We start from the raw sequence: 26,589 nt of genomic DNA on the forward strand, positions 1-26,589 counted from the left end.
ATGGAATAGTGCACCGGAGGCCTAAGAGCTGTGCTGTGCATCATCGCCTCGCCGCAACGACAAAATACGATAAAGCCTTGATTTCCTGCCGGCAGGCAGGTTGTTAAACTTTTTATCCAAGAAAAAGTTTAGACCATGTCGCGGACCGAGCGACAAACTGTTTAAATAAACCTTAGCTTTTATTAACCCGTCACTAATTCGAAAATAGTAATCTCAGGCAGAATCCCTACTCTTCCAGGATATCCTAAGAAACCATATCCGGTATTGACATAAAGTTGCTTATTGTCTTCTTTATATAAACCTGCCCATTCTTTATAAATATATTTAGCCGGGCTCCATTGAAAATGTTCGCCCCGTACGCCAAATTGCATGCCATGTGTGTGACCAGCAAACATGACATCTACATCAGTATCGAGTACCTGCGCTCTCCAATGCGACGGGTCATGTGATAAGAGTAGCTTTACAGCTTTATCTTCTGTTCCCACTAAGGCTTTAGCTAAATCTCCTTTCATTGGAAAGCGACCTGTGCCCCAGTTCTGAACACCCACTACAGAAATTTCATCATTTCCGACTTTAATGGTACGATTTTCATCCATTAACAGATCCCACCCCATTACTTTCTGCGTTTCGATTAGATGCTGTAAATTTTTTCGCTTTTCCGGACTATCTTCTTTACCATAATAATAATCGCCATAATCGTGATTACCCAAGGTAGAGAACACACCAAAATCCGCTTTTAATTTAGAAAAAATATCCTGGTAATTCCTCATTTCAGATGCTACATTATTGACCAGATCCCCGGTAAAGAATATCATATCGGGCTTTTCCCCAAGTAACATCTCTATGCCGCCTAATACAGCCTTGTGATTGTAAAACGATCCGGAGTGAACATCTGATATCTGCGCCAGCTTCATTCCGTGAAAAGCTTTTGGCAGATTGGGCAACACCAATTTTTGCTGCCTGATACGGTAGTCATACGCACTTGATATTACACCCCAAGATAAAGGAAATAACGGCAAGGATGCAACCACCAAACCTGATTTCATTAAGAAGTCCGAACGAGAGATCCCATTCTTAGGACGTTCGGGAAGAGGCTCATCCAACACTTCGGTATGCTCTGCAAATGTCATTCTCGCCTTCGGCTTAAATAGACGTGCCACCCATACCCCTCCTCTACGGATATCATCTATCAAAAGAATAAGGATAAAGATAAATTTACAGGTCGCTGTCATAAAAAATGTGACCAATACAACCGATCGATAGGCTAATGGAAGATTAAACTCGGCTGCTATAATTAATCCCAATAGCAGACTAATGGAGTATCCCCACCAGATCAACGTAAACAATTTAGTAGTTGCAAATTTTATTTTCGTGGCACGTAATGCGAAGAAAATATAAAAATCAAATACCAGCAATAATATTGCGTTGAAAATCAACATCGTTCTTTCTTGTTTTAAGTATTAAGTGCTAATCGTTTTAGCGCCTGAATCCATTTTGGATCGTCATTTAAACTTTCGACCATAGTTACCTTTTCGCCTCCCAATGCCTTAAATTCATTGGCATATTCCACTTGAATTTCATCAATCGTTTCTATACAGTCAGATACAAAAGCAGGACTGAATACCAATAGTTTTTTAACCCCTTTACTCGCCAAATCGTGTAATGTATCTGAGGTGTATGGTTGGATCCATGGCGTTTTTCCAAGTCGGGACTGAAAACAGACGGTATACTGATCTTCGGTTAAATCCAATTTTTTAGCAATCGCCCGGGTTGTCCCATAACACTGCGATAGATAGCAGAACGCATTTGTTTCCATCTTACAGGAGTCACATCCCGTCTCTGGGCACACTAGATTGCCCGTAGGATCCACTTTACCAAGTTGCCGTACAGGGAGACCATGGTAACTGAATAAAACATGGTCATGTGCCGCAATATCATGGCGCAATGCATGATCAACAAACGTATCAATCATATCCGGATCTTCGCAATAACTGTTGACAAAGGAAACTTGCGGAAAATAAGGCCATGTTTGCATAATCTCCATAACCTTTTCAATAACAGAGCCAGAAGTAGCGGAAGCATACTGCGGAAATAAAGGAATAATTCGAATGGACTCTAAGAACATACTTTGCATTTTCTGCAGGGCCGATTCTATGGAAGGATTTTGATAACGCATGGCCAATTCCACATGATATTCTTCACCCAATTCTTCCTGAAGCATCTTTTGCTGCAAGAGACTGTAATACATCAGCGGTGAACCATTTATTTCATCCCATATCGTCGCGTAGGTAGCAGCTGATTGAGCGGCCCGCTTCGGAACAATAACACCTTTAACAAGTAGATTACGTCCTAAACTAGGGATATCAATCACCCTGCGATCCATTAAAAACTCTGTCAAATATTTACGTACATCTGTAGTTTTAGGGGAGTCGGGTGTACCCAATTGTACCAATAGTACGCCTTTAGTAGCTCTCTTAGTCATTTCAGTACAAAAATAATCAAAATTCGTACCATGAGATGAACTCTCTCAGAATATGAAGATTACATGACCTACTATAAACCTTCGAGCACCTGTTTTACTTCCTTCATAAGCCACATGGGAGTAGATGTCGCGCCACAAATACCTACCGTTTCCTGCTCTTGAAAAATAGAAGGATCTATCTCATCCAATGCTGAAATAAAGTAAGAATCGGGATTGGCAGCTTTGCACACATCATACAGGACTTTGCCATTCGATGATTTCTTGCCCGAAACAAAAAGCACTTTATCATATTGCCGAGCAAAATCACCTAAATCTTCATAGCGGTTGGAAACCTGACGACAGATTGTATCATTAGCCTTTACTTCGTATCCTCTATTGATTAATTCGTCTTTGATTGCATAAAACTTGTCTACACTTTTGGTGGTTTGACTATATAGTGTAAAAGAAGGGGGTAATTCGACCTCGTCTAGTTCGGAAATATCCTGAAACACCAATGCCTGATTATTGGTTTGTCCTTGTAAGCCGATAACTTCCGCATGACCATGTTTCCCAAAAATCAAGATTTTTTCATTGTCATCATGAGATGTTTTGATCCGATTCTGCAGTTTTAAGACTACCGGACAGGATGCATCTATTAGTGTAATATTATTCTCCAAGGCAATCTGATACGTTTCAGGAGCTTCACCATGCGCCCTAATCAATACCTTTTCATTTTGCAAATTCGGCAGAGCTTCATGTCCGATAATTCGAAGACCTTTCACTTTCAGCCGTGCTACCTCCTCATCGTTGTGTACGATATCACCCAAACAATACAAATATCCATCCTCTTCAAGAATTTCTTCAGCCATATCGATTGCATAGACAACACCGAAACAAAATCCGGAGTCTTTATCAATTGTTACCTGTAGGTTCTTAGACATATTATGCAAAGTTAGCAATTAGATTTTTTCTTTTTACTTTTTACTTTTCATACCTTTGCAAAAATTTAATGGTTATGGCAACAAATAGAACATTTACGATGATAAAACCAGATGCAGTAGCAAATGGACACATCGGGGCAATCTTAAACGATATTATCGCTGGAGGTTTCAAAATCATAGCAATGAAATATATCCAGCTAAGCGATGAGACAGCAGGAAATTTCTACGCAGTACACAAAGAAAGACCTTTCTATGGTGAGCTTGTTAACTTCATGACTTCTGGCCCTATTGTGGCTGCTATTTTGGAGAAAGACAACGCGGTGGAAGATTTTCGTACGTTAATCGGATCCACGAATCCCGTTGATGCTGCTGAAGGCACTATTCGTAACAAATATGCGAAATCAATCGACGCTAATGCTGTCCACGGTTCAGATTCGGACGAGAATGCTCAAATTGAAGGTAATTTTTTCTTTTCCCAATTTGAAAGATTTTAATTTAAAATCCCGTATAAATGGCAAAGGACTACAAAAGTAGTCCTTTGCTATTTGTTCCCAGATGAAGCGCAAAAGTTAAAGGTTAACAAAAAATGATGTTGTAAAGAAATCAACACATAATTTGTTGCTTGTTTCTTTTCGACAGGTTGCCGCGTATTAAAATGCTCTTTTTCCCAGATATTCGTTCTCTTTTTTCGTCATAAGTTCCTTATCGTCTTTTTTCTTGTCGTAATAACCGCAGAGATGCAGTACACCGTGGATGATGACGCGATGCAATTCATCCCGCTCTGTTACTTCAAATTTCCTAGCATTCTCGCGTATACGCTCGACAGAAATAAATATATCCCCGGCAATAACATCTTCATCTTCTGATGAATCGAATGTTACGATATCCGTATAGGTGTCATGATTAAGGTACTGTTTATTGATTTCTAGTAGATAATCATCAGAACAGAAAATGAAATTCAAATCTGAAATGCGTTCGAATCCTTCATTTTTAGTTGTTAATCCGATCCATTCACGTACCTTTTGTTTTTCTTTGATCGTAAAATCAATATCTTCTGAGAAAAATGAAATGTCTTTAAGTGCCATATCTAATATTCTTTTTTTTGCATATATGATTGGAGGATTATAACTGCTGAAACGGTATCTACCAATCCTTTTTCTTGTCTTTTACTTTTTTTCTTCCCACTCTGCGCAATAACGGCAGATGCCATCTTTGAGGTAAATCGTTCGTCTATTTCGGCTACAGAAATCTCGGGATATGTTTTCTTTAATTTTCGCACAAAACCTAATACATGTTGCGCAGATTCCGAATCAGAACCATCCATCTGCAAAGGCTTGCCGACTACAAAGGTCTCTATTTCTTCTCGTTGAAGATAGTCGGTAATGAATGACCAAATCTCGGTAGGATGTATGGTGGTCAACGCTGTAGCAATAATCTGTAGTGGATCTGTAACCGCGATGCCAATACGTTTTGTTCCGTAATCAAAAGCCATTATACGCATATCTTTTTCTGAAAGTGTTTATTCGCAAAGGCTGTCACGAACCTTCATGAAACCCGCATGGCTGTTGATGTGATCATAAACCATGACAGTTTTTTTTACAAAAGTACAATTACGAAATGAAGATAAAAATCTATAAGTTTGGTATATATTCTCAAACAATGAAAATAGTTTACACTTTTATCTGTTGTATCATTCCAGTTTTGGGATTCGGTCAGGAGCACAATATATCGAAAGACAATCACTATCTTAGTGGGAGAAAAAAATATATTGGCCCTACAAACGAAAGCCCCGTGAATAAAGCTAATGCAGAAAATTTCAACGAAACAGAATCCTCCCTTATCTTATCAGGTAATAGAGCAACGAAACTTCATGTGTATCAAATTACGGATAAAAACGAACTCAGCGTATTACAAACGTTGTCTACAGATATTAAATACGACGATCCACTTTTGGAAACGCTAGCCCGGAGGATGTTATTGACGGTGCAGGATTCCGCCCATCCGGGTGTTGGAATTGCAGCACCTCAAGTCGGAATTAATAAAAATGTGATATGGGTACAGCGCTTTGACAAGGAAGATAAGCCGTTTGAGCTCTATATCAATCCCAAGATTATTTGGCACTCCAAATTGACACGAGAAGGAGCAGAAGGCTGTTTGTCTATTCCAGACCGAAAAGAAATTGTCCAACGTAGTTACGCCATACGACTACAGCATATCGATAAAAAAGGAAATATCGTTGAAGAAAATATTGAAGGGTTTACGGCTGTGATTTTCCAACATGAAGTAGACCATTTATACGGCATCCTATACCCTGATAGATTAGAAGAACAAGCGAAAAAAGAACGCATTCAACTACAGGATAAGATTAATTTCTCTATAGAATCCGGCAGTATTTTACCTTAATTAGGTTAAAGGTATTAGGGGTTACTTTTTCAACTTCTAGCTTCCTATCTTTCTAGTCTCCTGGCGTTTTACCTTTCCACAGTCTTAATCTCATACAACTTCGGCCAAAGCTTACCCGTTACAAAAAGTCGCTTTCCTGTAGCATCGTATGCTATTCCGTTTAACTCATTATCCACAGGCTGCCTGTTTTCTGTATTCATTCCCACCAAATTGATACGCCCTTCCACGGCCCCTGTTTCCGGATTAATAATAACAATGATTTCCTGTTGGTATACATTTGCATACACCTTCCCATCAATATATTCCAGCTCATTTAGGCTATCAACCGCCCCATTTTCATCGTACACACCGATAGAACCTGTTTCTTTGCCAGTCGTAGGATCCAGAAAATAAAGAAGATTCGAACCATCCGATTTGATCAATCGTTGACCATCATAAGTCAGGCCCCATCCCTCCTTACTATTCCCATAACTAAAAGACCCTGTTTTCTCAAACGAATTTTTGGTATAAAAGAACCCGACATTTTCACGCCATGTCAACACCACGATTTTATCGCCGATTATAGTCATCCCCTCTCCGAAATATGTGTCGCCTATCGGGACAATCTTTGTCACTTTTCCGGTCTGAAGTTCGACCTTACGCAGGGTCGATTTGCCGTCATATTGACCTGTAGTTTCGTACAATATTCCTCCCTCGTATTGCAGTCCCTGGGTAAAGGCCTTATCATCATGAGGAAAGGTATTTACGACTTCAAAACCATAATTTTTGGCTGACGGGGGTAGGACGATCAGATTACTGTAAGCGATATCTTCTTTGCCGGCGACATATACTTTTGCCGTAATCGAACGATCTCCTAATCCAACCCGCTGTGTATCCAAAACAACAGCTGAAGTATCCTTCTTTCGCTCCAGGACATTGCCGTCCACCGAATAAATGACCGAATCTACAGCAGTTTCCAAAAAATTAAGCTTCAATTTAACCTGTTCACCCAATAGTACTTTTTGGCCTGATTCAGGCATTACAAATTCTAGTTTTCCTTTTTGGGTTTTACACCCTCCTACCGCCAATGCAAGCGCAAGGGCAGCAGTCCAAATTGATTTATTGTTCATCCAATTAAATCCTAATTTTATCATCTAATTGCTCCAAAAAGCATCCTTAATTAATTCAATCTTATTTTGCGTCAAAAAAACGGATACGATATCAAATCGAATCTCTCCTTCATATTTCGTATAGCTAATATAGGCATCTGCTAAACGGATAAGATTGCGTTTCTTTTTATGATCGACGAATTCTTTCGGGTCACCAAAACGAGAATCCGTACGGCTCTTTACCTCAACAAATACCAAAACACCGTTATCTTTGGCAATCACATCTACTTCCAAATGCCTGTAGCGCCAGTTTACACATACAATCTCATATCCATATTCTAGAAGATACCGGACAGCTTGCTGTTCGCCCCAGACTCCCGCTTCTAAATGCTTAGCCATAACAAATTTAACGATCTACATCTTACTTCACAATTGTATTTCCCAGCAATTGCCCTAACATTTTCTCTGCTTCTTTTAACTTGGAATACTTATGTAACAGGATCTGTAAATCATCTTCGGACTGCTCTTTTTTTAATTCTTCACGTATTTTGTACATCTCTTTTTCGAATTTACGTTTTTTAATCCGGTATATCACCTGGGTTACCAGCTGTTTCAGATTTTCGATCTCTTCGGGGACATATATTTTATTCTTCTCACTATTCCAGTTGGGACTAATTTCATATTGGCTTGCGATGCATTCAACTGCCAAGTCGGCCACTTCTTTATCTGTATGCGAAAAAAAATATTTAGCCTCGGGAATTTCAAAATTATCCGCCTGCTTCTTAAATTCTTCCACAATGATTGCACTGGCCTTATCATCAAAAGATATGTCGTCGATACTTCCCAGCAGATACGGCGCTATAGGAACCTCGCCATCGCCTTCCCAGCTCGCCAGCTCTCTACCATAGTTTAACAATATGCGTACCACCTCCCGCTCTTGCAATATCTCCGGCGTGATCTTCGTATGCATGTCGGCTTCCGCCAGTCCCGCATCCGATCGTTCTGCTTCAGTTAAAAAGAAATCAGGCGGTGGCATATCTCCCGGATAGGGGCTGCCAGCAGAAGTCTGGGTAGTAGATTCCCGCTTTTTATCCTGTGCCTTAGCTTTATGAATACGGATTTTGTTTAATTCGCTTAATAACACCCGTTCCTCGATATCCAACAGACTACTGCACTGACGAATAAAAACCGAGACTTTGATTTCATCCGGAATCAACGCGATACTTTCTACCACTTCGCGAATAACCCCTGCACGCTTTATAGGATCATTGTTAGCATCTTTTAAAAGAATATTTGTTTTATAAAAAATAAAGTCTTGCTGATGGGCTGAAATATATTCCTTAAAAGCTGTAGAACCAAATGTCTGTATATATGAATCCGGATCGTTTCCATCGGGAAAAAGGAGTACTTTCACATTTAAACCTTCTTCCAGAAGCATATCTGTACCCCGCAGAGAAGCTTTTATGCCTGCGGCATCACCATCGTATAGAATAACAACATTTTTAGTAAACCGTGAAATCAATTTGATTTGACCTGTAGTCAAAGAAGTTCCCGAGGAAGAAACTACATTTTCTACACCCGCCTGGTGCATTGAAATTACATCGGCATAACCTTCTACCAAATAACAGGTATCATGATCCATGATGGCTTTCTTTGCAAAAGAAAGCCCATATAATACATCAGACTTATGATAGATCTCACTTTCAGGTGAATTGACATATTTGGGTACAGATTTCTCCGTTTTTAGTGTCCGTCCACCAAACCCAATAATTCGTCCGGTAAGGTTATGGATGGGAAATATTACTCGCCCCCTAAAACGATCATACAGACTTTTATCATCACGTTCAATAGCAAGGCCAATTTCAGTAAGATATCCGTCTTGAAAACCATCTTTCCTAGCTTCATCCACTAAAGCTGTCCATACATCCGGAGAATATCCTAAATCAAATTTCTTAATGATATCCTCACGGTATCCACGCTCTTTGAAATAAGATAATCCGATCGAATTTCCGATATCCGTATGCCAAAGTTGTTCTTTGAAAAACTTACCTGCCCATTGACTCAGCACGTACAAACTTTCACGTTTATCCTGAGCAGCGAGTTGAGCCGGAGATCGCTCTGTTTCCGCGATCTCGATATGATACTTGTTGGCCAAATAACGTATTGCTTCCGGATAGGAATACTTTTCCAGTTCCATCACAAATTTTAAGGAATCTCCCCCCACACCACAGCCAAAGCATTTGTAAATACCTTTGGCTACCGAAACGTGAAAAGAAGGTGTTTTCTCATTATGAAACGGACAATTACCGATCAATGAAGTACCCCTCTTTTTTAAATCCACAAAATCACCAACAACCTCCTCAATACGAGCCGTGTCTAATACTTTTTCTATTGTCTCTTTTGCGATCAAGCTTTATTCTCCTTTATATCACCTTTTTTTTCGGCTCTGCACAACAAACTTATATAAAATACCTTGTATTCATATACAAACATGCTATTTCCCGTTTTTTTATTCAGGGTTATCTAAGTATTTTTTTGTCAAAATTTCTACTTGTGGCTCACTGAGGGTTTTGTTAAATGGATCATAGTAATAGATTCGATCGGTCTTATATAGCTGTAGATGTTTCTTTAAGACCTGTTGAAATTCCGTAAAATTCTTGCGGTCATTCTTTGTCCAGGCAGTCTCTGCCAGCGCCGCAATGCGTGGAAAAATCATATAGTCCAGCTTATCAATCGTTGAGATACCTTCCGTCCATAAATTGGCCTGCACGCCGAGTATTTGATTCGGATATTGTTCCTTGGCTTTCAACGGATCCAGATCGTAGTTGTACACACTTTCAAGGGGATTGAAGACACGCCCCCATTTTCTTCCATGTCGGTCCTTTTCGTCTTGCACGAAATCAAAATAGAAGGGAATACGTGGACAGACCACGGTCGCATATCCATTCTCCAACGCTAGTTCTAGCTGTGCTATTTTATCATGTCTCCACCAGTACTGGATTGTTTTATCCTTGGGAAGACCTGCGTCAGCCATTTCGTCCCATACCACTAATTTTGCCCCTATATGATATACCGAGTCAGCCATGCGCCGCATAAAGTGTGTTTCCACCTCTTTATTTGTTCTGTAGTTATATCTCAACTTCATCTTTTGGATACTCGCATCCGCATTCCATGCCTCACTTCCAAAAGAGACCTCGTCACCACCTAAGTGCAACATATTGGAAGGGAAAAGCACATTTGTTTCCTTCAATATATTGGTTAGGTATTGATATGTACCTTCTTTGGCCGGATGGAATGTAAAGTCGGGATGGTCTTTCGTTCCCCCACCGCTAAACTGTGGATATGCTCTATTCGCCGCTGTAGCATGACCGGGCATATCTATCTCTGGAATCACGTCTATAAATCGTTCGGTGGCGTAAGCGACAATTTCTCTGATTTCTTCCTGCGTGTAATATTGCGTTGGAGATAATGGATTTGTATATGAACCAATACCACCTACCAACGCCAAGAATGGATATTGTTTGATTTCGATCCGCCAAGCAGGTTCGTCTGTAAGATGCCAGTGAAATTTATTCAGCTTATAAAATGCCATCCAATCCAGAAGTTGCTTTACCTTCTTTTTGCCAAAGAAATGGCGAGATTCATCTAACATAAAGCCACGCCAGCCATACGCTGGAGAATCCACTATTTTCAGGTTTGGAATCTTTATTCCAGTCGGGGTTTCATAAAAGGCCATTAATTGAAGTAGGCTATTCACACCATTAAAATATCCATGTGGATGACCCGCTACAATCGTGATTCTGTTATTCGAAATAGTGAGCTCGTATTCCTCCTCATGTACTTCTTTAGTTAATTTCAGCTGTCCAAAGCTAATCTGCACCTCTTTATCCTTATTTATGGTACTATAGATTTGATATTTATCTGCCAGTGCATGCCGTAAATATTGAATCGTAGCGATTCCTACTTCTTCATTCGCGGAAAGATTCAATACTTTTCCCACCACTAGACTATCTTTGAAAACAGTCACCTCTTGGGGTTGGGGGATAATGCCGATATGCTGCGCAAATAGCGATTGCCCTGCTATGAATAGTATCAGTACAAAATTGAAAATGCTCCTTAACTTCATTACTATATATTTATTTTGCGAGTTTACCCACTTGGTTAATTTTATAATTACTTTTCGTATGCTAAAGATAAAGAATAATAGTTTGTATTGAACTCAGACAATCGTTTACGCAAATTCCAAAAGCGATGTAGTAATAATATTTGTTACAAACTTAGTCTATTTTGAGAAAGATATCCAGGGATGTCCAGGGAATATAATCTAACTATTATTTATTTAGGGCAATATTCTTTTATCACCTCGCGTAATGTAAAGTTAGGAGGATAACAAAAGCAGTTGATTTTCTGTATTTTTAAGCTAGTGTAAAAAATACACTTTGATAATTAATTGGAAAAACTTACTTTTAGCATCTAAACCTTTGATTTAAATAATTATATGCTTTCATTTTTAGACCAGCCGCATACTCGGGTTAACTTATTGACAGGCGAAAAAATATTGGTTTCACCACATCGAAGTAAAAGACCCTGGCAAGGACAAGTGGAGGATTTGCCCGCTGATAACAGACCCGAATACGATCCGAAGTGTTATCTATGTCCTGGAAATTCTCGTGCAGACGGTACGCAAAATCCTGATTATAAAGAAAGCTTCGTGTTTGTTAATGACTTTTCAGCATTGTTGGCAGAGTCTCCAAATGGAACATATAATGAAGGAGATTTACTAAAGGCAGAAACTGAGCGAGGCATTTGCAAAGTAATCTCCTTTACCCCTAGACATGATTTGACATTGCCGGAAATGGATTTACCTGCAATAAAAGCTGTTGTCGATCTGTGGCAACATGAATTTCAGGAATTGTCAAATACTGAATGGATAAAATATATTCAGATATTTGAAAATAAAGGTGCGATAATGGGCTGTAGTAATCCTCATCCACATGGTCAGATATGGGCACAAAGCAGCCTTCCCGTTGAGATCGAAAAGGAAGCATTGCAATTTTCAAAATATTATAGAGCGCATGCGAAATCCTTATTAAGTGCATATTTAGAAATCGAGCTGGTAAAACAAGAGCGAATCATCATTGATAATACTCATTTCGTAGCTTTGGTTCCTTTTTGGGCTTCTTGGCCATACGAGACACTACTAGTCAGCAAACGCCATGTGACCAATATTCTTGAATTTACGGAGGAGGAAAAGGAAGATTTAGGAAAAACACTTCAGGAATTGACTATTCGATATGATAACATCTTTCAGACCTCTTTTCCTTATTCTGCAGGAATGCACCAAGCTCCTGTTAACTCGGGAGATCAACAGGAATGGCATTGGCATCTGCATTTTTATCCGCCGCTATTGCGATCTGCTTCAGTAAAAAAATTCATGGTTGGCTACGAAATGTTGGCGAATCCGCAGCGTGATATTACACCGGAATTTGCCGCTGAGGTGTTAAGAAAGCAATCGACTACCCATTATAAGAAAAAATAAATGATAGAAGCTACAGTACTTAAAAACAGATATAAAGAGATATTCGGATCGGAGCCCGATTTGTTAGCCAAATCACCGGGCAGGATCAATATTATTGGCGAACACACCGATTACAACGAAGGCTTCGTTTTGCCAACAGCCATTGATAAGGCAATTTACATTGCTGTTGGAAAGCGTAAAGATCAAGAAATTCATCTCTATGCCGAAGATTTCAACGAAAATTATTCGGTAAATATTGCTGACCTTGCTGTAACCGACAAGGGGTGGCCAAATTATATTTTGGGTGTAGTAGATCAGCTACAGCAATTAAATCTTCCAGTAGATGGGTTCAATCTTTATTTGGATGGAGATGTGCCGCCGGGATCAGGTCTGTCGTCCTCGGCTGCGGTAGAATGTGCTACCGGATTTGCGTTGAATGAACTGTTTTCCTTCGATCTAAAAAGAGTAGATATTGCGAAAATAGGTCAATTAGCAGAGCACACGTATGCCGGTGTAAAATGTGGCATCATGGATCAATTTGCTTCGGTATTAAGCAAGGAAGGTCATGTATTACGACTGGATTGCCGTACACTGGAGTATGAATATGTGCCACTGGAACTTGGTGCGTATGAAATTGTATTGCTCAATACCAACGTAAAGCATTCCCTAGCTTCGTCAGCGTACAACAAAAGAAGAGAGCTGTGTGAGCAAGGTGTTGTGTGGGTAAAAGAAAAATACGGGCATGTAAATAGTCTTCGTCACGTTACTGTCGAAATGTTGGATGAACTCGTGAAAGATCGCGATGTAGAGACATATACAAAATGTAAATATGTCGTGGAAGAGAATATTCGATTGGATAAGGCCTGCGATGCACTAAAAAGAGGGGATATAGAAGAGCTTGGTAACCAATTGTTTTTGGCACACACAGCGTTGAGTCAGGAATATGAGGTGAGTTGTGCAGAGTTAGATTTTTTGGTAGATTTTGTAAAAGATATTCCCGAGGTAGTAGGTGCACGAATGATGGGTGGGGGCTTTGGCGGATGTACGATCAATATTGTAAAAAAAGGCTTTGGTCAGCAACTTGCTGAAACGATAGCACCGGCTTATAAAAGCAAATTTGGTCTCGAATTAGACCCTATATTCGTGAAAGCGGCCGGAGGATCACAACTTCTAAAATAGAATATTAATGCAATAAACATAAGATTTTTTTGATATGTCATGTGTCTTTAGTTTGTTAAAAATAATCAATTATACCTGTATTCTAGGTATTGCTTGAGTATTACATTACACCATGTCTCTTAACAGATTTAAAGCATATTCAATACTAGTCACATTATTTACAGCAATACGTAGCTGTCCCTTGACCTCTTTGAGATTACTGATGGCAGCATGAGCTTGCACGAATGTCAATACCTTACCGAACTGGTCCGATTCAAAGTAAGCAGATTTCGGATTGTTGATGAAGTAGCCTTTTAACGTGTTCTTTTTAAATGATATTTTTTCTAACCCAATTTCCTTTCCCATCCACTGCAGTCTTAGTGTATTGAATAATTCGTACACCTGGATGGGTACTGGTCCAAATCGATCTTCCAGCGATTGATTAAATTCTTGTAATTGTGATTCATTTTCCAGCTTGGCAATATCATTGTATAGATTGTAGCGTTCACCGATATTGGTCACGTATTCATCTGGAATCAGTACTTCCAAATCCGTGTCGACTTGTGTGAAACTAACATATTTACGGTTTTTATCATCGGAAAATAAGTCTCCGAATTCCTCGTCTTTCAATTCTTGTACCGCTTCATCCAAGATTTTGTTATACATTTCAAAGCCGATTTCTGCGATGAATCCCGATTGCTCGGCACCCAATAGATTGCCTGAACCGCGGATATCCAAATCGCGCATAGCAACATTGAATCCAGACCCCAATTCAGAAAATTCCTCGATTGCTGAAAGACGTTTATAGGCTTCGTTTGTAAGGGTTGATAACGGTGGACTTAACAGATAGCAGAATGCTTTTTTATTGGAACGCCCGACACGGCCACGCATCTGGTGTAAATCACTCAACCCAAACATGTGTGCATGATTGATGATGATCGTATTGGCATTTGGAATGTCTAAACCGGCTTCAATAATAGTTGTTGCAACCAACACGTCATAATCATTGCTGATAAATTTCAACATGACATCTTCCAGATCATCCCCTTCCAATTGACCATGTGCTACACCTACACGCGCTCCGGGTACCAGTTTTTGAATCATTGCGCCCAATTGTTTTAAATCGGCAACGCGATTATGAATAAAGAAAACCTGGCCTCCACGATCCAGTTCGTAAGATACAGCCTCTTGAATTAATGTCTCATTAAATACATGTAATTCCGTTTGTACAGGTTGTCGATTCGGAGGAGGGGTAGTAATTAAACTCAAATCTCGGGCTCCCATTAAAGAGAAATGAAGTGTCCGCGGTATTGGGGTAGCTGTCAATGTCAGTGAATCGACATTGGCGCGCATTACTTTGAGTTTCTCTTTGACGGATACACCGAATTTTTGTTCTTCATCGATAATCATCAATCCCAAATCTTTGAACTTTACGTCTTTGCTTACAAGACGATGTGTACCGATGATAATATCTATTTTCCCTTCTGCCAGTTTGCTCAGTGTTTCTTTTATCTGTTTAGACGTCTTGAACCGGTTGATGTAATCAATATTTGCCGGAAGTCCCCGGAGACGTTCTTTAAAGGTGCGATAATGCTGTAAGGCAAGGATGGTTGTTGGCACTAAAACAGCTACTTGTTTGCTATCCGCCACGGCTTTAAAGGCTGCACGGATAGCAACTTCTGTCTTGCCGAATCCTACGTCACCACAGACCAATCTATCCATAGGATGCGGAGATTCCATGTCACGTTTTATATCGGCAGTTGCTTTCTCCTGATCCGGGGTATCTTCATAAATAAAAGACGCTTCCAATTCATTCTGTAAATACGTATCCCGACTAAAGGCATTACCAGTTTGTGCCTTCCGTTTAGCATAAAGAACGATCAGATCGCGTGCGATATCTTTGACCTTCTTTTTGGTCGTTTTCTTGAGTTTGTCCCAGGTATCCGTACCTAACTTATTCATTTTGGGAACTGTCCCCTCTTTTCCGGAATATTTAGAAATGCGGTTAAGAGAATTTATATTTACATACAATAAGTCATTGTCTGCATAAACGAGTCGTATCATCTCCTGCGTCTTGCCATTGACATCCACTTTTTCCAACCCTGCATATTTACCTACACCGTGATCAATATGCGTAATATAATCGCCCGGTTTGAGATCACGCAGTTCCTTTAACGTAATAGCCTGCGAGCGTTCATAACCTTTCTTCCTTTTATATTTATAATAGCGGTCAAAGATTTGATGATCTGTGTAGCACGCCAGCTGTATCGTGTCATCGCAGAACCCTTCGCGTAGGGCGCGGTGTACAGGTGTAAATGTGGTTGACTTATCCAAATCTTCCAATATAGCGTAGATGCGTTCGATCTGTTTATTAGAATCTGAGAATATTAAATTTGAAATTTTATTCTTCTCATTCTCCTTCATATTGTGCGTAAGAAGGGTGAAGTCTTTATTAAATGAAGGCTGTGGATGGATGTCAAAAGTAATAACCTCCGACGCATTATAGAAGAACTGTTTACCAAATTCAATATTTGGAAATTCAAATAAGAGAGACGCGAAATTCCGGTCGTCGGTAAAGGTAAATCTCGGATCCAGCCATTCCGGGTTGTTTTTTATCTCCTTTTCGGATAACGCTTTCCAAAATTGTGATGCCTTCTTATACCCCTCTTTGATGATATCGAAAGTAAATTGTACATCCTTTATCCATACTACAGTGTCCCTGTCCACATATTCGAGTAAGGAGATATGATTATTCGCAAGAAACTTTGCCTGGACATTCGGAACAATAGTGACGGTGTGTATTTTATTAACGGAGAGCTGACTTTCGATGTCAAAGGTCCGTATACTTTCTATCTCATCACCGAAGAATTCAATCCGATACGGCAGATCATTTGAAAAGGAAAAGATATCAACAATCCCTCCCCGAATAGCGAATTGTCCGGGTTCGTATACGAAATCTGTGCGGTCAAAATCGTATTCGTATAAGAATTCATTGATGAAATCAATGCTGAGTTTGGTGTTTTGGGTAATTTCTAACGTATTTTTTTCGAGGTCGCTGCGGTTGATGACCTTTTCTGCTATAGCCTCTGGATAAGTTACTACGATCTTTGGTAGTTCCGAAGTGTGGTTCAATGCGCTTAACGTTTCAGCGCGTTGCAATACGTGGGCACTATCCAGTTGTGTGAACTCAAAAGCTTTTCGATAGGAAGCCGGGAAAAACAGAATTTGTTTGTCAAAGATACTTTCTAAATCGCTGAGAAAATAAGAAGCGTCTTCATGGTTAGGCAAAATAAAAACGTACGGACGTACCTGAAGATGATAAGCTGCCGATGCAGCCATAGCATCTGCGGAACCGATTAAACCTTTAAGATGAACTTTTGGACTTTTGCTTTGGATAGCTTTGACAAGTGTTCTGACCTGTTCGGTCTCTCCGTATTTTTCTAAAATTTCTTGAATTCTCACACAAATAACTATTTACGCAAACTTAGACAACTTGAAGATTATATGCAAATTGCGAAGCAGCATATAATCTCAAGTTGGCGATTTACCTCCGGTGAGCTCGCAAGCTCGGTTCTCATCTGCCAATAATAATACATCCGAAATGTACCTGTCTTATTTGCTAAGGCTGATGAAGGAGGTGGTGTTTAGCTGCAAACTCCTGTATAAATTTCATCTCGGCATATAAATCAAATTGTATATCTTCATGCAGCTTATCAAATTTTCCCGTGACGTTTTTGATCCGGCCAATAGCATATTTTCGTAGCTTGATTCCACTACTTACCGCTGAGGCTTCGAAAAGTTTTGGAAATCTTTCGAAAGATGCTTTTAACAGATATAACCGACATTCGATTTCACTTATTTTGTCCTTCGTTACCTTTTCATGTTCATTTATCATTCCACTTGCTTGACGTAAAAGCGCATTAAGCTGGCTGTAATTGCTATAGACAGGCGTGTTTTTGACAGATTTTTCAACGACAGACATTAACGTCTCTAAATTTCTTTTTAGCTTTTCAATGCGATCTTCTAAATCGAACTCATCTTCCAAGAGCTGAAAATGAAGTTGCTTTAATAGCATTTTGTCTTTATTGATTAGACGTACGAGTAGTTTATCTTTCTCTTTTTGTGCTAGAGAAAGAATCGCTTCTTTAAGGATAGTATTTTTATGTAAAGACATATTATATGCTAAGCTAAAAAAATATATACAAAGAACATAAACCCATTATCTCTTTATCTTTATAAAGCTTGGGCAAGCCACTTCCAATCTTCTATGTAAAAAAGTCATTTCATAAAAAGCACTATTTAAAAAACTAAATATACCATTTGATGTAGCAGTATTTAGGTATCTTTGTGTCAATGAATACAACGGTTCCCGTATTGGATCAATACACCTTATCGGGTGATAAAGAAGAGTGTGTTTTTTAAGGAAGGAATTACACCGGAAGAATTTAGAAAAGGACGGTCGGTAACACAAATTAGTAGAATATGGAAATAACAAAATATATTATTCCCGGCGAGTTGAAAAGTGCTGCAAATGGTAAGTGTCCAAGATGTAGAAAAGGGGATATGTTTGAAGGGCCATTATTGAGTTTTTCATCAAAGAAAATGAAAAAATCCTGCCCACATTGTGATCTTAAGTTTGAAAAGGAACCAGGCTATTTTTATGTCGCCATGTATGTGAGCTACGTATTTGTCGTAGCAGAGTTAGTCACCGCTTGCGTCGGCACCTATATCATTACCCGGAATATGGAGTCCCCATGGCTTTACCTCACCGTCGCTATATTGGCTACTGTAATCCTAGCTCCATTCAATTACAGATTCTCCCGTATTGTATTGATGTACTGGTTAACACCGGCATTTAAATATAGACCCGATCGCTATGCAGACGTTGTAGAAAAAGAGGGTTCTAACGGCTAGGCAGATGTACAAATACGCGGATTCGCAAATCCTTAAATAGGCGAATCCGCTAATAAATTCTAATTAACCAATAGGATTTTCTTTTAAGTAATTTTCCCATTTCCAGGCCGAAGACATCATCTCTTCAATACCTAGTTCAGCTTTCCAACCGAGTTCTTTAGAGGATTTAGTAACATCTCCATATACTTTTACAATATCTCCTTCACGTCGCGGCCCCACTTCGTAATTTAAGGCTTGGCCCGATACCTTTTCAAAAGCTTTGATAGCTTCGAGTACAGAATATCCATTTCCGGTGCCCACATTAAATACATCGTATTTCCCATTCGGATTACCTTTTTCCAAGAGTTGAATTGCTGCAACGTGTGCTTTTGCCAAGTCTACAACATGGATGAAGTCACGGATGCAGTAACCGTCGGGTGTATCGAAATCATTTCCAAATACAGTTAATTTTTCACGTTTTCCAATAGCGGTCTGTGTGATGAAAGGTAATAAATTTTGCGGTACACCGATCGGTAGTTCACCAATCAGTGCCGACTCATGCGCGCCCACCGGATTGAAATAGCGCAATGCGATAATGTTATAATTATTATATGCAGCTGCAGATTCTTCTAGGATTTCTTCTGCTATTTGTTTGGTATTTCCATAAGGGGAAGTCGCCTTTTTTACTGGAGCAGACTCCGTGACCGGTAAAACATCGGGCTCACCGTACACAGTACAGCTTGAAGAGAATACAAAATTGATCTTCTTTCCCTGATAAGCTTCCAACAAATTGATTAGGGAGAAAAAATTGTTATGATAATATTTTAAAGGTTTCTGAACAGATTCGCCGACGGCTTTTGATGCTGCAAAATGAATGATACCGCTGATATCTGGATTATCATTAATAAATGCCGTCGTTTGTTCGACATCACACAGATCAAATTGATGAAATTCGGGTTTTATACCGATGATTTTTTCGATCTGTTCTAACATCTTGATGTTAGAATTGGATAAGTTGTCAATAATCACAGGTGTATATCCTGCTTTATACAGTTCGACTACCGTGTGTGAGCCGATATAACCTGTGCCTCCGGTAACTAGTATTTTGCTCATTTATGTTGTTTTATGTTGTCTTTTAATCTTTGTTGATAATAGGCTATTGTTTGCATTAACCCCTCTTTTCTCGACACCCGAGGTTCCCAACCTAAGATATTTTTCGCCTTTGTAATATCAGGTCTTCTTTGCTTTGGATCGTCAATCGGTAAATCGGTATATATGATCTTTGACTTGCTTTCGGTAAATGCTATAATTTCTTCCGCAACTTCCTTCACAGACAATTCTTCCGGATTTCCAATGTTTAATGGCTCATGGTATTCAGCATGCAATAGTCTGTAAATACCTTCAATTTGGTCGGAAACATAACAAAATGAGCGCGTCTGTTCGCCGTTGCCAAATACCGTTAGGTCCTCCCCTCTCAGAGCCTGCGCAATAAAGGTAGGCAAAGCTCTTCCGTCTTCCAGTCGCATACGGGGGCCGAATGTATTGAATATGCGTACAATTCGGGTATCCAGTCCATGGAAATTATGGTAAGCCATGGTCATAGCCTCCTGAAAACGCTTAGCTTCGTCATATACTCCCCGCGGACCGACAGGATTCACATTTCCCCAATACTCTTCCGATTGGGGAGAAACGGTGGGATCGCCATATACTTCAGAAGTAGAGGCAACTAAAATGCGTGCCTGCTTATCTTTAGCTAATCCTAAAAGATTGTGTGTACCCAGTGAACCAACTTTCAAAGTCTGTATAGGAATGCGCAAATAATCTATTGGGCTGGCTGGTGATGCAAAATGGAGGATATAATCTAACTTTCCCGGAACGTGCACAAATTTGGAAACGTCATGATGATAGAATTCGAAATTCGCCAGATGGAAAAGATGTTCGATATTTTCGAGAGCACCGGTAATCAGGTTATCCATCGCAATAACATGATAATTTTCCCGAATAAATCGATCACAAAGGTGTGAACCTAAAAATCCTGCTGCACCGGTTATGAGTATTCTTTTTCGAGCCTTCTGTTGCACTTTGTCGTGAATTAGAAAAGGTTTAATATCTTTGACGAAGATAAGTATTATTTCATTAATATGCGGATACTCTACGATCTGGGAATTGTTTTTTACGGTTTGATATTGCGTGTTATAGCTCCTTTTCACGCCAAAGCGCGACGTTGGGTGGAGGGTCGGAAAGGACTGTTAAAACACATTAAACAAACGGTTGAAAAAAATCAAAAACACATTTGGTTCCACTTTGCTTCCTTAGGAGAATTTGAGCAGGGAAGAGCTGTTTTGGAACAGATCAAAAAAAAATATCCACATGAAAAAATTGTAATAACTTTTTTTTCTCCCTCTGGCTATGAGATCCGCAAAAATACCCCATTGGCAGATTATGTGTTTTATTTGCCTGAAGATTCAGCTGGGAATGCACGAGACTTTGTGGAAGCCATCAACCCTAAATTTGCCGTTTTCACTAAATACGAATATTGGTATCATTACTTTAATGAACTCCATAAACGCAAGATTCGCTTGCTTATGATTTCGGCCATTTTTCGGGAGGAACAACTATTTTTTAAGCCGTATGGCGGATTTTATCGTTCTATTCTCAAAAAAGTCGCCTTTTTCTTTACCCAAAATACCGATAGTGTCCATATATTAAAATGGATTGGAATTACGCATGCAGGCTTAGCGGGAGATACCCGGTTTGATCGGGTCGTGGAATTGCCAAAAAAACATCAGGAAATACTACCTGTACAACAGTTTGTCGGTAATCAGCAGGTGCTCGTTGCTGGCAGTACCTGGCCGACGGATGAAGCGTTACTAAAGCAACTCGCAGCACAATATCCATTATGGAAATTTATTCTTGCTCCGCACGAAGTAGACCAGGATCACATAGATCGCCTGCTTATCCTCTTTCCGGAAGCTATTAAATTCTCCGAATTTTCATCGTACAACCATGCACAAATTGAAACCGCCCAGATCTTGCTCATTGATAATATCGGCATGCTGTCTTCCCTCTATTGCTACAGCGATATAGCATACATAGGTGGAGGGTTTGGAGCAGGGATTCACAACACCCTGGAGGCGGCCACTTATGGTATTCCCGTTATTTTTGGACCGAAGTACGAAAAGTTTCAGGAAGCTGTTGATCTAGTCACATTAATGGCGGGCTTCTCTATTACCAACTATAGCGAATTACAGGGAGTTTTTCGGTCTCTTCAAGATCAAGAACGCAGGCGAGTTGCTGGAGAAGCAGCCAGTGCTTACGTCAAGCAACGTGCAGGGGCAACACAGATCATCATGAAATATTTGGAGACAGAACAATTATTGTGAAATCCATGTCGTTATTAAACCTTCAGATATCATTGGCAGATAAACAATCTGAATGGAAATATCGATCAGAACCATCGCGAAAGGTAAACCGAAGGTTCTTATCTTTTGAAAAAAATGACGTATATTACATGCTGTATTCGTCAAATTATTTTAGAGGTGAGAATTATGTGGTGGGGTACGGGACATAATAGCATAACGAAAGAGAAGGATGAAAAAGTCTGGTGTGTGTGCTAGGCATGGACCAAAAAAAACGAACAGTGAGATATTAGATTTTATTGAAATATATAAGTGAAGAAATAAAAAGTATCATTGAATGAATAGAAAAGATTTTTTAAAAACCTCAGCTATTTTTGCAGCTTCTACAATGTATTCCTCATCTCAGGCATTTGCCTTAGCAGATGTAAAAATTAGGGTGGGTCTAATTGGTGCGAACGGAATGGGCTGGTCAAATTTAAATGCCCTGCTAAAAGATAGTAGAGTAGTGTGTACAGCTTTGTGTGATATAGACGAAAATGTACTGCATAAGCGTACCGATGAATTGGCACAGCGTGGTATAAATGTCAAGCGGTATATTGACTACAAAGAATTGCTCCAGGACAATATAATTGATGCGGTCATCATTGCGACTCCGGATCATTGGCATGCCTTACAGATGGTCGATGCCGTAAATGCAGGAAAACACGTATATGTAGAGAAGCCCATTGGTAATTCGATTAAAGAATGTGAAGTGATGGTAGCTGCCGCACAGCGTAATCGAAGTATTGTACAAGTGGGACAATGGCAACGCAGTCAACAGCACTTTAAAGATGCAATCGATTTTGTTCATTCCGGAAAGCTTGGTAAAATACGAGTTGTTAAAGCATGGTCGTATGTAGGCTGGAAACAAGCTATTTCAAGTCGACCTGATGAACCTGCTCCTGCAGGTGTACACTACGATAAATGGTTAGGCCCGGCACGGCTTAGACCCTTTAATCCAAATCGGTTTCACTTCGAATTCAGGTGGTTTTGGGATTACGCAGGTGGATTGATGACAGACTGGGGCGTACACTTGTTAGATTATGCACTTTTAGGTATGAAAGTGTCTGATCCGGTATCCATAATGGCAACCGGAGGTAAGTATGCTGATCCAAATGGCGCGTCTGAAACTCCAGATACGTTAACAGCAGTATATCAATTTGATGATTTTAATATACAATGGGAACATGCACTCGGATTAGATTTGGGACCGTATAACCGAACACATGGGGTTGCATTTATTGGGAATAATGGTACGTTGATCCTAAATAGAGGAGGATGGGAGGTCATTTCGGAAAAAGATAAGGGGCTTGCTGTACCATTACAGAAATCATCAGATAATGGATTAGAAAAGCACATGGTCAACTTTGTGGATGCCATCGTTAAAAAAGATGCCGGCAAGCTAAATGCACCTATAGAAGCGGGCGCACATATCGCGGCTTTTTCACAGATGGGAAATATTGCTTATCGAACCGGTAAAAAGTTATTCTGGGACAAGAAGCAACGAAAATTTACGGACAAGGAAGCGAATAAATATTTGGTACCGCAATACCATAACGGCTACAAATTGCCGAAAGTATAGGGTGGAGACATGTGACCATAAAGCTGTATGATGCAAAGACAGGCGGGTAAAGACAAGAGTAAGTCGAAAGCCCGCTCTTACTAAATTATAGATGTGTTTCATCGATCAGAAACAACGCTGAAGCAATATGATCAGCAATTAATTTCCCTGTTGCAGTAAGCCGTATAGTATGATCCGCTAAATCAACATCTCCTTTTTCAACAAATTGTTGTACTTCTCTTTCAATAAAGTTTCTGGTGCCGGCACCAAAATCGGCTTTCACTTTATCTAAGTCTATTCCCCACATGGTACGAAGTGAGGTCATGATGTATTCGTTGACACGGTCTTCCAGTGATAAATCCTCGGTTTCCAAATGAAATGAATTTTCCTGTATTCCTGAAATATATTTTGCATTGTTAGCGACATTCCAGGTACGTGAAGCGCCATTAAAAGAATGAGCAGAAGGGCCAATTCCTAAATAGTGTCTACCTCTCCAATAGTTGGTGTTGTGTTTAGCATACCTGCCCGGCTTCGCAAAATTAGATATTTCGTAGTGTTCAAAACCACTATGGGCCAAGGTCTCAATCAGGATCAACATCTGTTCAGCACTTTGCTCTTCATTTAGAGAAGCCGTTTTTCCTTGCTTGATAAAGTAATCTAAAGCTGTTCTACTTTCAACGGTCATCGCGTAAGAAGAAATATGTGGAATTTCAAAATCGATCAGTCTTTGCATATTAGACTTCCATTTCTCGTTAGTGAGTAACGGATAACCATAAATAAGATCACAGGTTATATTTTCGAAGCCGGCATCCTGTACACGCATAATAGAAGTCTCGGCTTCTGCTGCGTTGTGGGCACGGTTCATCCATTTTAGATCTTCTTCATAAAAGGATTGGATACCGATGCTAAATCTATTGATTGGCGTATGTCGTAGTGCTTGGATTTTGATCCTGTCCAGATCATCCGGATTTGCTTCCAGCGTAATTTCCGCATCAACGGCAATTTCAAAGTAAAGGCCTACCTGATCGATTAATCGATTAATCTCATCAGCTTCCAGTAATGAGGGAGTCCCTCCTCCAAAATAGATGGAATGTATCCTTTTATCTTCCAGATAGGGGGCACGTATTTCCAGTTCCTTTTGCATGGCCTGTAGCATTTCTGCTTTATACTTTAGGGAAGTACTAAAATGAAAATCGCAGTAATGACAGGCTTGCTTACAAAATGGAATATGGAAATAGATCATAACGGCAAAGTTAAGGTAAAATTCGAACCTTTAAATTAATCAAATTTCTTTTTATCCCGTTCCAATCGTGCAATTTCATATTGTATCTTCAACCTCTTATTTCTAAAGACAGGCGTAGTAATATCTCGTCCAGATGAGAAACATCTACGTAAATGCAGGAGAATAAGGAAGGGCTAAAAAATATTTAAAATTAAATTTAGCATTTAAACACCTTAACATCAGTTAATTAAAAGTTGTGTACAGAGTACAATAAGCTAAAACAGGCTTTTATAATTGCTAAAATAATACATAGTTTTGCCACATATTTTAAAACAAACTATGTTATCATCACCTATCAGACAATTATCCCATCTGGGTATTGTCGCATCCAAACAAATTTTCTATCAATTAGACACTGCTACACTCATAGAGCAGGCGCTTCATCACCAGGAAGCCACGTTGACGGCAACAGGAGCATTGAACATGCAGACCGGAAAATTTACCGGACGCTCTCCCAAAGACCGGTTTATCGTCATGGATCAGCACACCGTCGATACTGTTGACTGGGGCACCATCAACCAATCTATGGATGCGGCCATCTTCGACAAAATTCATCAGCGTGTTGCCGACTTCATTTCGGATAGCGACATCTATACAAGAGACTGTCAGGCTATTGCCGATCCGCAATATGCCCAGCATCTATTCGTTGTCAGCACCAAGGCTTGTCAGGATCTATTTGCTAAAAACATGTTTATCGAGTCGGAGACGATCACTTCCCAACCTGTCGATTGGAATATTCTGGTCGCATCCGACCTGCAGCTCGATGAGCATCTCGATCTAGGGCTAGCCCATTCACACTGCATTGCACTAGACATCTCCCGAAAGTTGATTTTGGTTGTTGGCACAGGTTATACCGGAGAGATTAAAAAAAGTATATTTTCTGTTCTGAACTATATTTTACCCCTTCAAGGGATTCTCAGTATGCACTGCTCCGCCAATGTAGGCCGAGCTGGTGATACCGCACTATTCTTTGGTCTTTCGGGGACAGGGAAAACAACACTTTCTAATGATCCTGACCGCTATCTGATAGGAGATGACGAGCATGGCTGGGCTACAGACTCCATTTTTAACATCGAGGGTGGTTGCTATGCCAAGACGATTGGATTGACACCACACGCCGAGCCGGTCATTCACGAAGCCATTCGGTTTGGCGCTTTACTGGAGAATGTAACCTATCACCCTCACACACGCACAGTCGACTATGCAGACAGCAGTCTCACCGAAAACACCCGTGTATCATACCCTCTTGAGCATGTCCGTACCTATAGCAACCGTCATCGTGCAGCCATACCCAACAACATCTTCTTCCTGTCGGCAGATGCCTTTGGCGTATTACCTCCGATTTCCAAGCTCACGGTCGAGCAAGCGCTCTATTACTTTATCAATGGCTACACCTCCAAGGTTGCCGGCACTGAAATGGGTATAGGCAGTCCATCATCTACCTTTTCCGCCTGCTTTGGCGCGGCATTCATGCCACTGCACCCTATGCACTATGCCGAACTTCTCCGGACAAAACTGGCAGAAAACCCCGACACAAATGTATGGCTGGTTAATACCGGTTGGATAGCGGGCCCTTATGGCGTAGGCCGTCGGATCAAACTTTCCATTACCCGCGAAATCATCAAAGCCGCGCTTAGCGGTACCTTGGGTGAAGAGGGATATCAGCAACATCCCATATTCGGGCTTTCATTTCCGAACTATTGTCCCAATATCCCGTCGAAGCTATTGGATGCACAAGCATTATGGGAAAATACCGAGGCTTATGAGGCGATGGCCCGTAAGCTGAAAGATCTCTTTGAGGAAAATTATGCCAAATATAACACAGATGTGACAGCTCTTCCTTTACTACACTCACCCCAAGCGATAAAAACGACGATATAATCTAT

General features: G+C 40.1%; 22 protein-coding genes. 8 read left to right on the forward strand and 14 right to left on the reverse strand.

All coding sequences use genetic code 11. The features are described from left to right. Positions 1-182 precede the first annotated feature (182 nt). From E4F24_RS06660 to E4F24_RS06670, 3 genes are all read right to left on the reverse strand, one after another. The gene (locus tag E4F24_RS06660) at positions 183-1,439 is read right to left on the reverse strand and encodes a metallophosphoesterase (RefSeq protein WP_140937905.1); all 1,257 of its coding nucleotides are present in this window, start codon (positions 1,437-1,439) and stop codon (positions 183-185) included. Positions 1,440-1,453: 14 nt separating this feature from the next. After that, a complete protein-coding gene (gene hemH, locus E4F24_RS06665) occupies positions 1,454-2,482 on the reverse strand; it encodes a ferrochelatase (RefSeq protein ID WP_140937906.1) in 1,029 nt (342 codons plus the stop codon). 71 nt (positions 2,483-2,553) lie between these two features. Next, positions 2,554-3,402 carry a 4-hydroxy-3-methylbut-2-enyl diphosphate reductase gene (locus E4F24_RS06670; protein WP_140937907.1) on the reverse strand — a complete coding sequence of 283 codons (849 nt, stop codon included), beginning with the start codon at positions 3,400-3,402 and terminating at the stop codon, positions 2,554-2,556. Between the two features lie 74 nt (positions 3,403-3,476). Between E4F24_RS06670 and E4F24_RS06675 the strand changes: the two genes are divergently transcribed. Continuing rightward, positions 3,477-3,896: a nucleoside-diphosphate kinase gene (locus E4F24_RS06675; protein ID WP_140937908.1), complete on the forward strand. Its 420-nt coding sequence runs from the start codon at positions 3,477-3,479 to the stop codon at positions 3,894-3,896. A 156-nt stretch (positions 3,897-4,052) separates the two neighbouring features. On the opposite strand, the gene ybeY is transcribed toward E4F24_RS06675, so the two are convergent. Together ybeY and ruvX are read right to left on the reverse strand one after the other, a co-directional pair. After that, positions 4,053-4,487 carry an rRNA maturation RNase YbeY gene (ybeY, locus tag E4F24_RS06680; protein WP_140937909.1) on the reverse strand — a complete coding sequence of 145 codons (435 nt, stop codon included), beginning with the start codon at positions 4,485-4,487 and terminating at the stop codon, positions 4,053-4,055. A 2-nt stretch (positions 4,488-4,489) separates the two neighbouring features. After that, complete coding sequence (gene ruvX, locus E4F24_RS06685; RefSeq protein ID WP_140937910.1) at positions 4,490-4,903, reverse strand: Holliday junction resolvase RuvX; 414 nt, start codon at positions 4,901-4,903, stop codon at positions 4,490-4,492. A gap of 158 nt (positions 4,904-5,061) precedes the next feature. Between ruvX and def the strand changes: the two genes are divergently transcribed. Further along, positions 5,062-5,805 (forward strand): peptide deformylase, encoded by a 744-nt coding sequence (gene def, locus E4F24_RS06690; RefSeq protein ID WP_235891166.1) that lies wholly within the window; start codon positions 5,062-5,064, stop codon positions 5,803-5,805. A 68-nt stretch (positions 5,806-5,873) separates the two neighbouring features. Here def and E4F24_RS06695 read toward each other — a convergent pair whose 3' ends face one another. The 4 genes from E4F24_RS06695 to E4F24_RS06710 all read right to left on the reverse strand — a co-directional run bounded on the left by E4F24_RS06695 (position 5,874) and on the right by E4F24_RS06710 (position 11,019). Continuing rightward, positions 5,874-6,914: a glutaminyl-peptide cyclotransferase gene (locus tag E4F24_RS06695; protein WP_140937912.1), complete on the reverse strand. Its 1,041-nt coding sequence runs from the start codon at positions 6,912-6,914 to the stop codon at positions 5,874-5,876. Positions 6,915-6,938: 24 nt separating this feature from the next. Beyond that, positions 6,939-7,292 carry a YraN family protein gene (locus tag E4F24_RS06700; RefSeq protein WP_140937913.1) on the reverse strand — a complete coding sequence of 118 codons (354 nt, stop codon included), beginning with the start codon at positions 7,290-7,292 and terminating at the stop codon, positions 6,939-6,941. A gap of 22 nt (positions 7,293-7,314) precedes the next feature. Further along, entirely contained in the window at positions 7,315-9,303 is a 1,989-nt protein-coding gene (dnaG, locus tag E4F24_RS06705) for a DNA primase (protein WP_140937914.1), read from the reverse strand. A gap of 99 nt (positions 9,304-9,402) precedes the next feature. After that, entirely contained in the window at positions 9,403-11,019 is a 1,617-nt protein-coding gene (locus tag E4F24_RS06710) for a beta-N-acetylhexosaminidase (RefSeq protein ID WP_140937915.1), read from the reverse strand. Between the two features lie 372 nt (positions 11,020-11,391). Here E4F24_RS06710 and E4F24_RS06715 point away from each other — a divergent pair, with 372 nt between their 5' ends. Together E4F24_RS06715 and galK are read left to right on the forward strand one after the other, a co-directional pair. Continuing rightward, positions 11,392-12,432: a UDP-glucose--hexose-1-phosphate uridylyltransferase gene (locus tag E4F24_RS06715; protein WP_140937916.1), complete on the forward strand. Its 1,041-nt coding sequence runs from the start codon at positions 11,392-11,394 to the stop codon at positions 12,430-12,432. Further along, the gene (galK, locus tag E4F24_RS06720) at positions 12,433-13,590 is read left to right on the forward strand and encodes a galactokinase (protein ID WP_140937917.1); all 1,158 of its coding nucleotides are present in this window, start codon (positions 12,433-12,435) and stop codon (positions 13,588-13,590) included. A 105-nt stretch (positions 13,591-13,695) separates the two neighbouring features. Here the strand turns inward: galK and mfd are convergent, their stop codons facing one another. Together mfd and E4F24_RS06730 are read right to left on the reverse strand one after the other, a co-directional pair. Then, the gene (mfd, locus tag E4F24_RS06725) at positions 13,696-17,031 is read right to left on the reverse strand and encodes a transcription-repair coupling factor (protein WP_140937918.1); all 3,336 of its coding nucleotides are present in this window, start codon (positions 17,029-17,031) and stop codon (positions 13,696-13,698) included. Between the two features lie 157 nt (positions 17,032-17,188). Further along, positions 17,189-17,743: a hypothetical protein gene (locus E4F24_RS06730; RefSeq protein ID WP_140937919.1), complete on the reverse strand. Its 555-nt coding sequence runs from the start codon at positions 17,741-17,743 to the stop codon at positions 17,189-17,191. 308 nt (positions 17,744-18,051) lie between these two features. Between E4F24_RS06730 and E4F24_RS06735 the strand changes: the two genes are divergently transcribed. After that, positions 18,052-18,483 (forward strand): DUF983 domain-containing protein, encoded by a 432-nt coding sequence (locus E4F24_RS06735; RefSeq protein ID WP_140937920.1) that lies wholly within the window; start codon positions 18,052-18,054, stop codon positions 18,481-18,483. Positions 18,484-18,546: 63 nt separating this feature from the next. Here the strand turns inward: E4F24_RS06735 and galE are convergent, their stop codons facing one another. Both galE and E4F24_RS06745 read right to left on the reverse strand, forming a co-directional pair. After that, positions 18,547-19,575, reverse strand: a complete 1,029-nt coding sequence (gene galE / locus E4F24_RS06740; RefSeq protein ID WP_140937921.1) for a UDP-glucose 4-epimerase GalE — start codon at positions 19,573-19,575, stop codon at positions 18,547-18,549. Then, complete coding sequence (locus E4F24_RS06745) at positions 19,572-20,543, reverse strand: UDP-glucuronic acid decarboxylase family protein (RefSeq protein ID WP_140937922.1); 972 nt, start codon at positions 20,541-20,543, stop codon at positions 19,572-19,574. The genes galE and E4F24_RS06745 overlap by 4 nt, the downstream gene beginning before the upstream one ends. A 60-nt stretch (positions 20,544-20,603) precedes the next feature. On the opposite strand from E4F24_RS06745, the gene E4F24_RS06750 reads away from it, so the two are divergent. Both E4F24_RS06750 and E4F24_RS06755 read left to right on the forward strand, forming a co-directional pair. Then, positions 20,604-21,845 (forward strand): 3-deoxy-D-manno-octulosonic acid transferase, encoded by a 1,242-nt coding sequence (locus E4F24_RS06750; protein ID WP_140937923.1) that lies wholly within the window; start codon positions 20,604-20,606, stop codon positions 21,843-21,845. A gap of 313 nt (positions 21,846-22,158) precedes the next feature. Next, positions 22,159-23,442 (forward strand): Gfo/Idh/MocA family protein, encoded by a 1,284-nt coding sequence (locus tag E4F24_RS06755; protein WP_140937924.1) that lies wholly within the window; start codon positions 22,159-22,161, stop codon positions 23,440-23,442. 85 nt (positions 23,443-23,527) lie between these two features. Here E4F24_RS06755 and hemW read toward each other — a convergent pair whose 3' ends face one another. Beyond that, positions 23,528-24,664, reverse strand: coding sequence for a radical SAM family heme chaperone HemW (gene hemW / locus E4F24_RS06760; protein ID WP_140937925.1), 1,137 nt, complete (start codon positions 24,662-24,664; stop codon positions 23,528-23,530). A gap of 318 nt (positions 24,665-24,982) precedes the next feature. On the opposite strand from hemW, the gene pckA reads away from it, so the two are divergent. Then, the gene (gene pckA, locus E4F24_RS06765) at positions 24,983-26,584 is read left to right on the forward strand and encodes a phosphoenolpyruvate carboxykinase (ATP) (RefSeq protein WP_140937926.1); all 1,602 of its coding nucleotides are present in this window, start codon (positions 24,983-24,985) and stop codon (positions 26,582-26,584) included. The last annotated feature ends 5 nt before the right edge of the window (positions 26,585-26,589 follow it).

Origin of the sequence: Sphingobacterium lumbrici (assembly GCF_006476045.1) — a bacterium.
Lineage (GTDB): Bacteria > Bacteroidota > Bacteroidia > Sphingobacteriales > Sphingobacteriaceae > Sphingobacterium > Sphingobacterium lumbrici.

Excerpts from the sequence above, each read along its gene's own strand:
- E4F24_RS06700 (WP_140937913.1), bottom strand. The coding sequence starts at position 7,292 with ATGGCTAAGCATTTAGAAGCGGGAGTCTGGGGCGAACAGCAAGCTGTC.
- E4F24_RS06750 (WP_140937923.1), top strand. The coding sequence starts at position 20,604 with ATGCGGATACTCTACGATCTGGGAATTGTTTTTTACGGTTTGATATTG.
- def (WP_235891166.1), top strand. The coding sequence starts at position 5,062 with ATGAAAATAGTTTACACTTTTATCTGTTGTATCATTCCAGTTTTGGGA.
- E4F24_RS06710 (WP_140937915.1), bottom strand. The coding sequence starts at position 11,019 with ATGAAGTTAAGGAGCATTTTCAATTTTGTACTGATACTATTCATAGCA.
- E4F24_RS06695 (WP_140937912.1), bottom strand. The coding sequence starts at position 6,914 with ATGAACAATAAATCAATTTGGACTGCTGCCCTTGCGCTTGCATTGGCG.
- E4F24_RS06675 (WP_140937908.1), top strand. The coding sequence starts at position 3,477 with ATGGCAACAAATAGAACATTTACGATGATAAAACCAGATGCAGTAGCA.
- ruvX (WP_140937910.1), bottom strand. The coding sequence starts at position 4,903 with ATGCGTATAATGGCTTTTGATTACGGAACAAAACGTATTGGCATCGCG.
- E4F24_RS06755 (WP_140937924.1), top strand. The coding sequence starts at position 22,159 with ATGAATAGAAAAGATTTTTTAAAAACCTCAGCTATTTTTGCAGCTTCT.
- pckA (WP_140937926.1), top strand. The coding sequence starts at position 24,983 with ATGTTATCATCACCTATCAGACAATTATCCCATCTGGGTATTGTCGCA.
- E4F24_RS06715 (WP_140937916.1), top strand. The coding sequence starts at position 11,392 with ATGCTTTCATTTTTAGACCAGCCGCATACTCGGGTTAACTTATTGACA.
- galE (WP_140937921.1), bottom strand. The coding sequence starts at position 19,575 with ATGAGCAAAATACTAGTTACCGGAGGCACAGGTTATATCGGCTCACAC.
- ybeY (WP_140937909.1), bottom strand. The coding sequence starts at position 4,487 with ATGGCACTTAAAGACATTTCATTTTTCTCAGAAGATATTGATTTTACG.
- galK (WP_140937917.1), top strand. The coding sequence starts at position 12,433 with ATGATAGAAGCTACAGTACTTAAAAACAGATATAAAGAGATATTCGGA.
- hemW (WP_140937925.1), bottom strand. The coding sequence starts at position 24,664 with ATGATCTATTTCCATATTCCATTTTGTAAGCAAGCCTGTCATTACTGC.
- E4F24_RS06660 (WP_140937905.1), bottom strand. The coding sequence starts at position 1,439 with ATGTTGATTTTCAACGCAATATTATTGCTGGTATTTGATTTTTATATT.
- E4F24_RS06670 (WP_140937907.1), bottom strand. The coding sequence starts at position 3,402 with ATGTCTAAGAACCTACAGGTAACAATTGATAAAGACTCCGGATTTTGT.
- E4F24_RS06730 (WP_140937919.1), bottom strand. The coding sequence starts at position 17,743 with ATGTCTTTACATAAAAATACTATCCTTAAAGAAGCGATTCTTTCTCTA.
- E4F24_RS06735 (WP_140937920.1), top strand. The coding sequence starts at position 18,052 with ATGGAAATAACAAAATATATTATTCCCGGCGAGTTGAAAAGTGCTGCA.
- hemH (WP_140937906.1), bottom strand. The coding sequence starts at position 2,482 with ATGACTAAGAGAGCTACTAAAGGCGTACTATTGGTACAATTGGGTACA.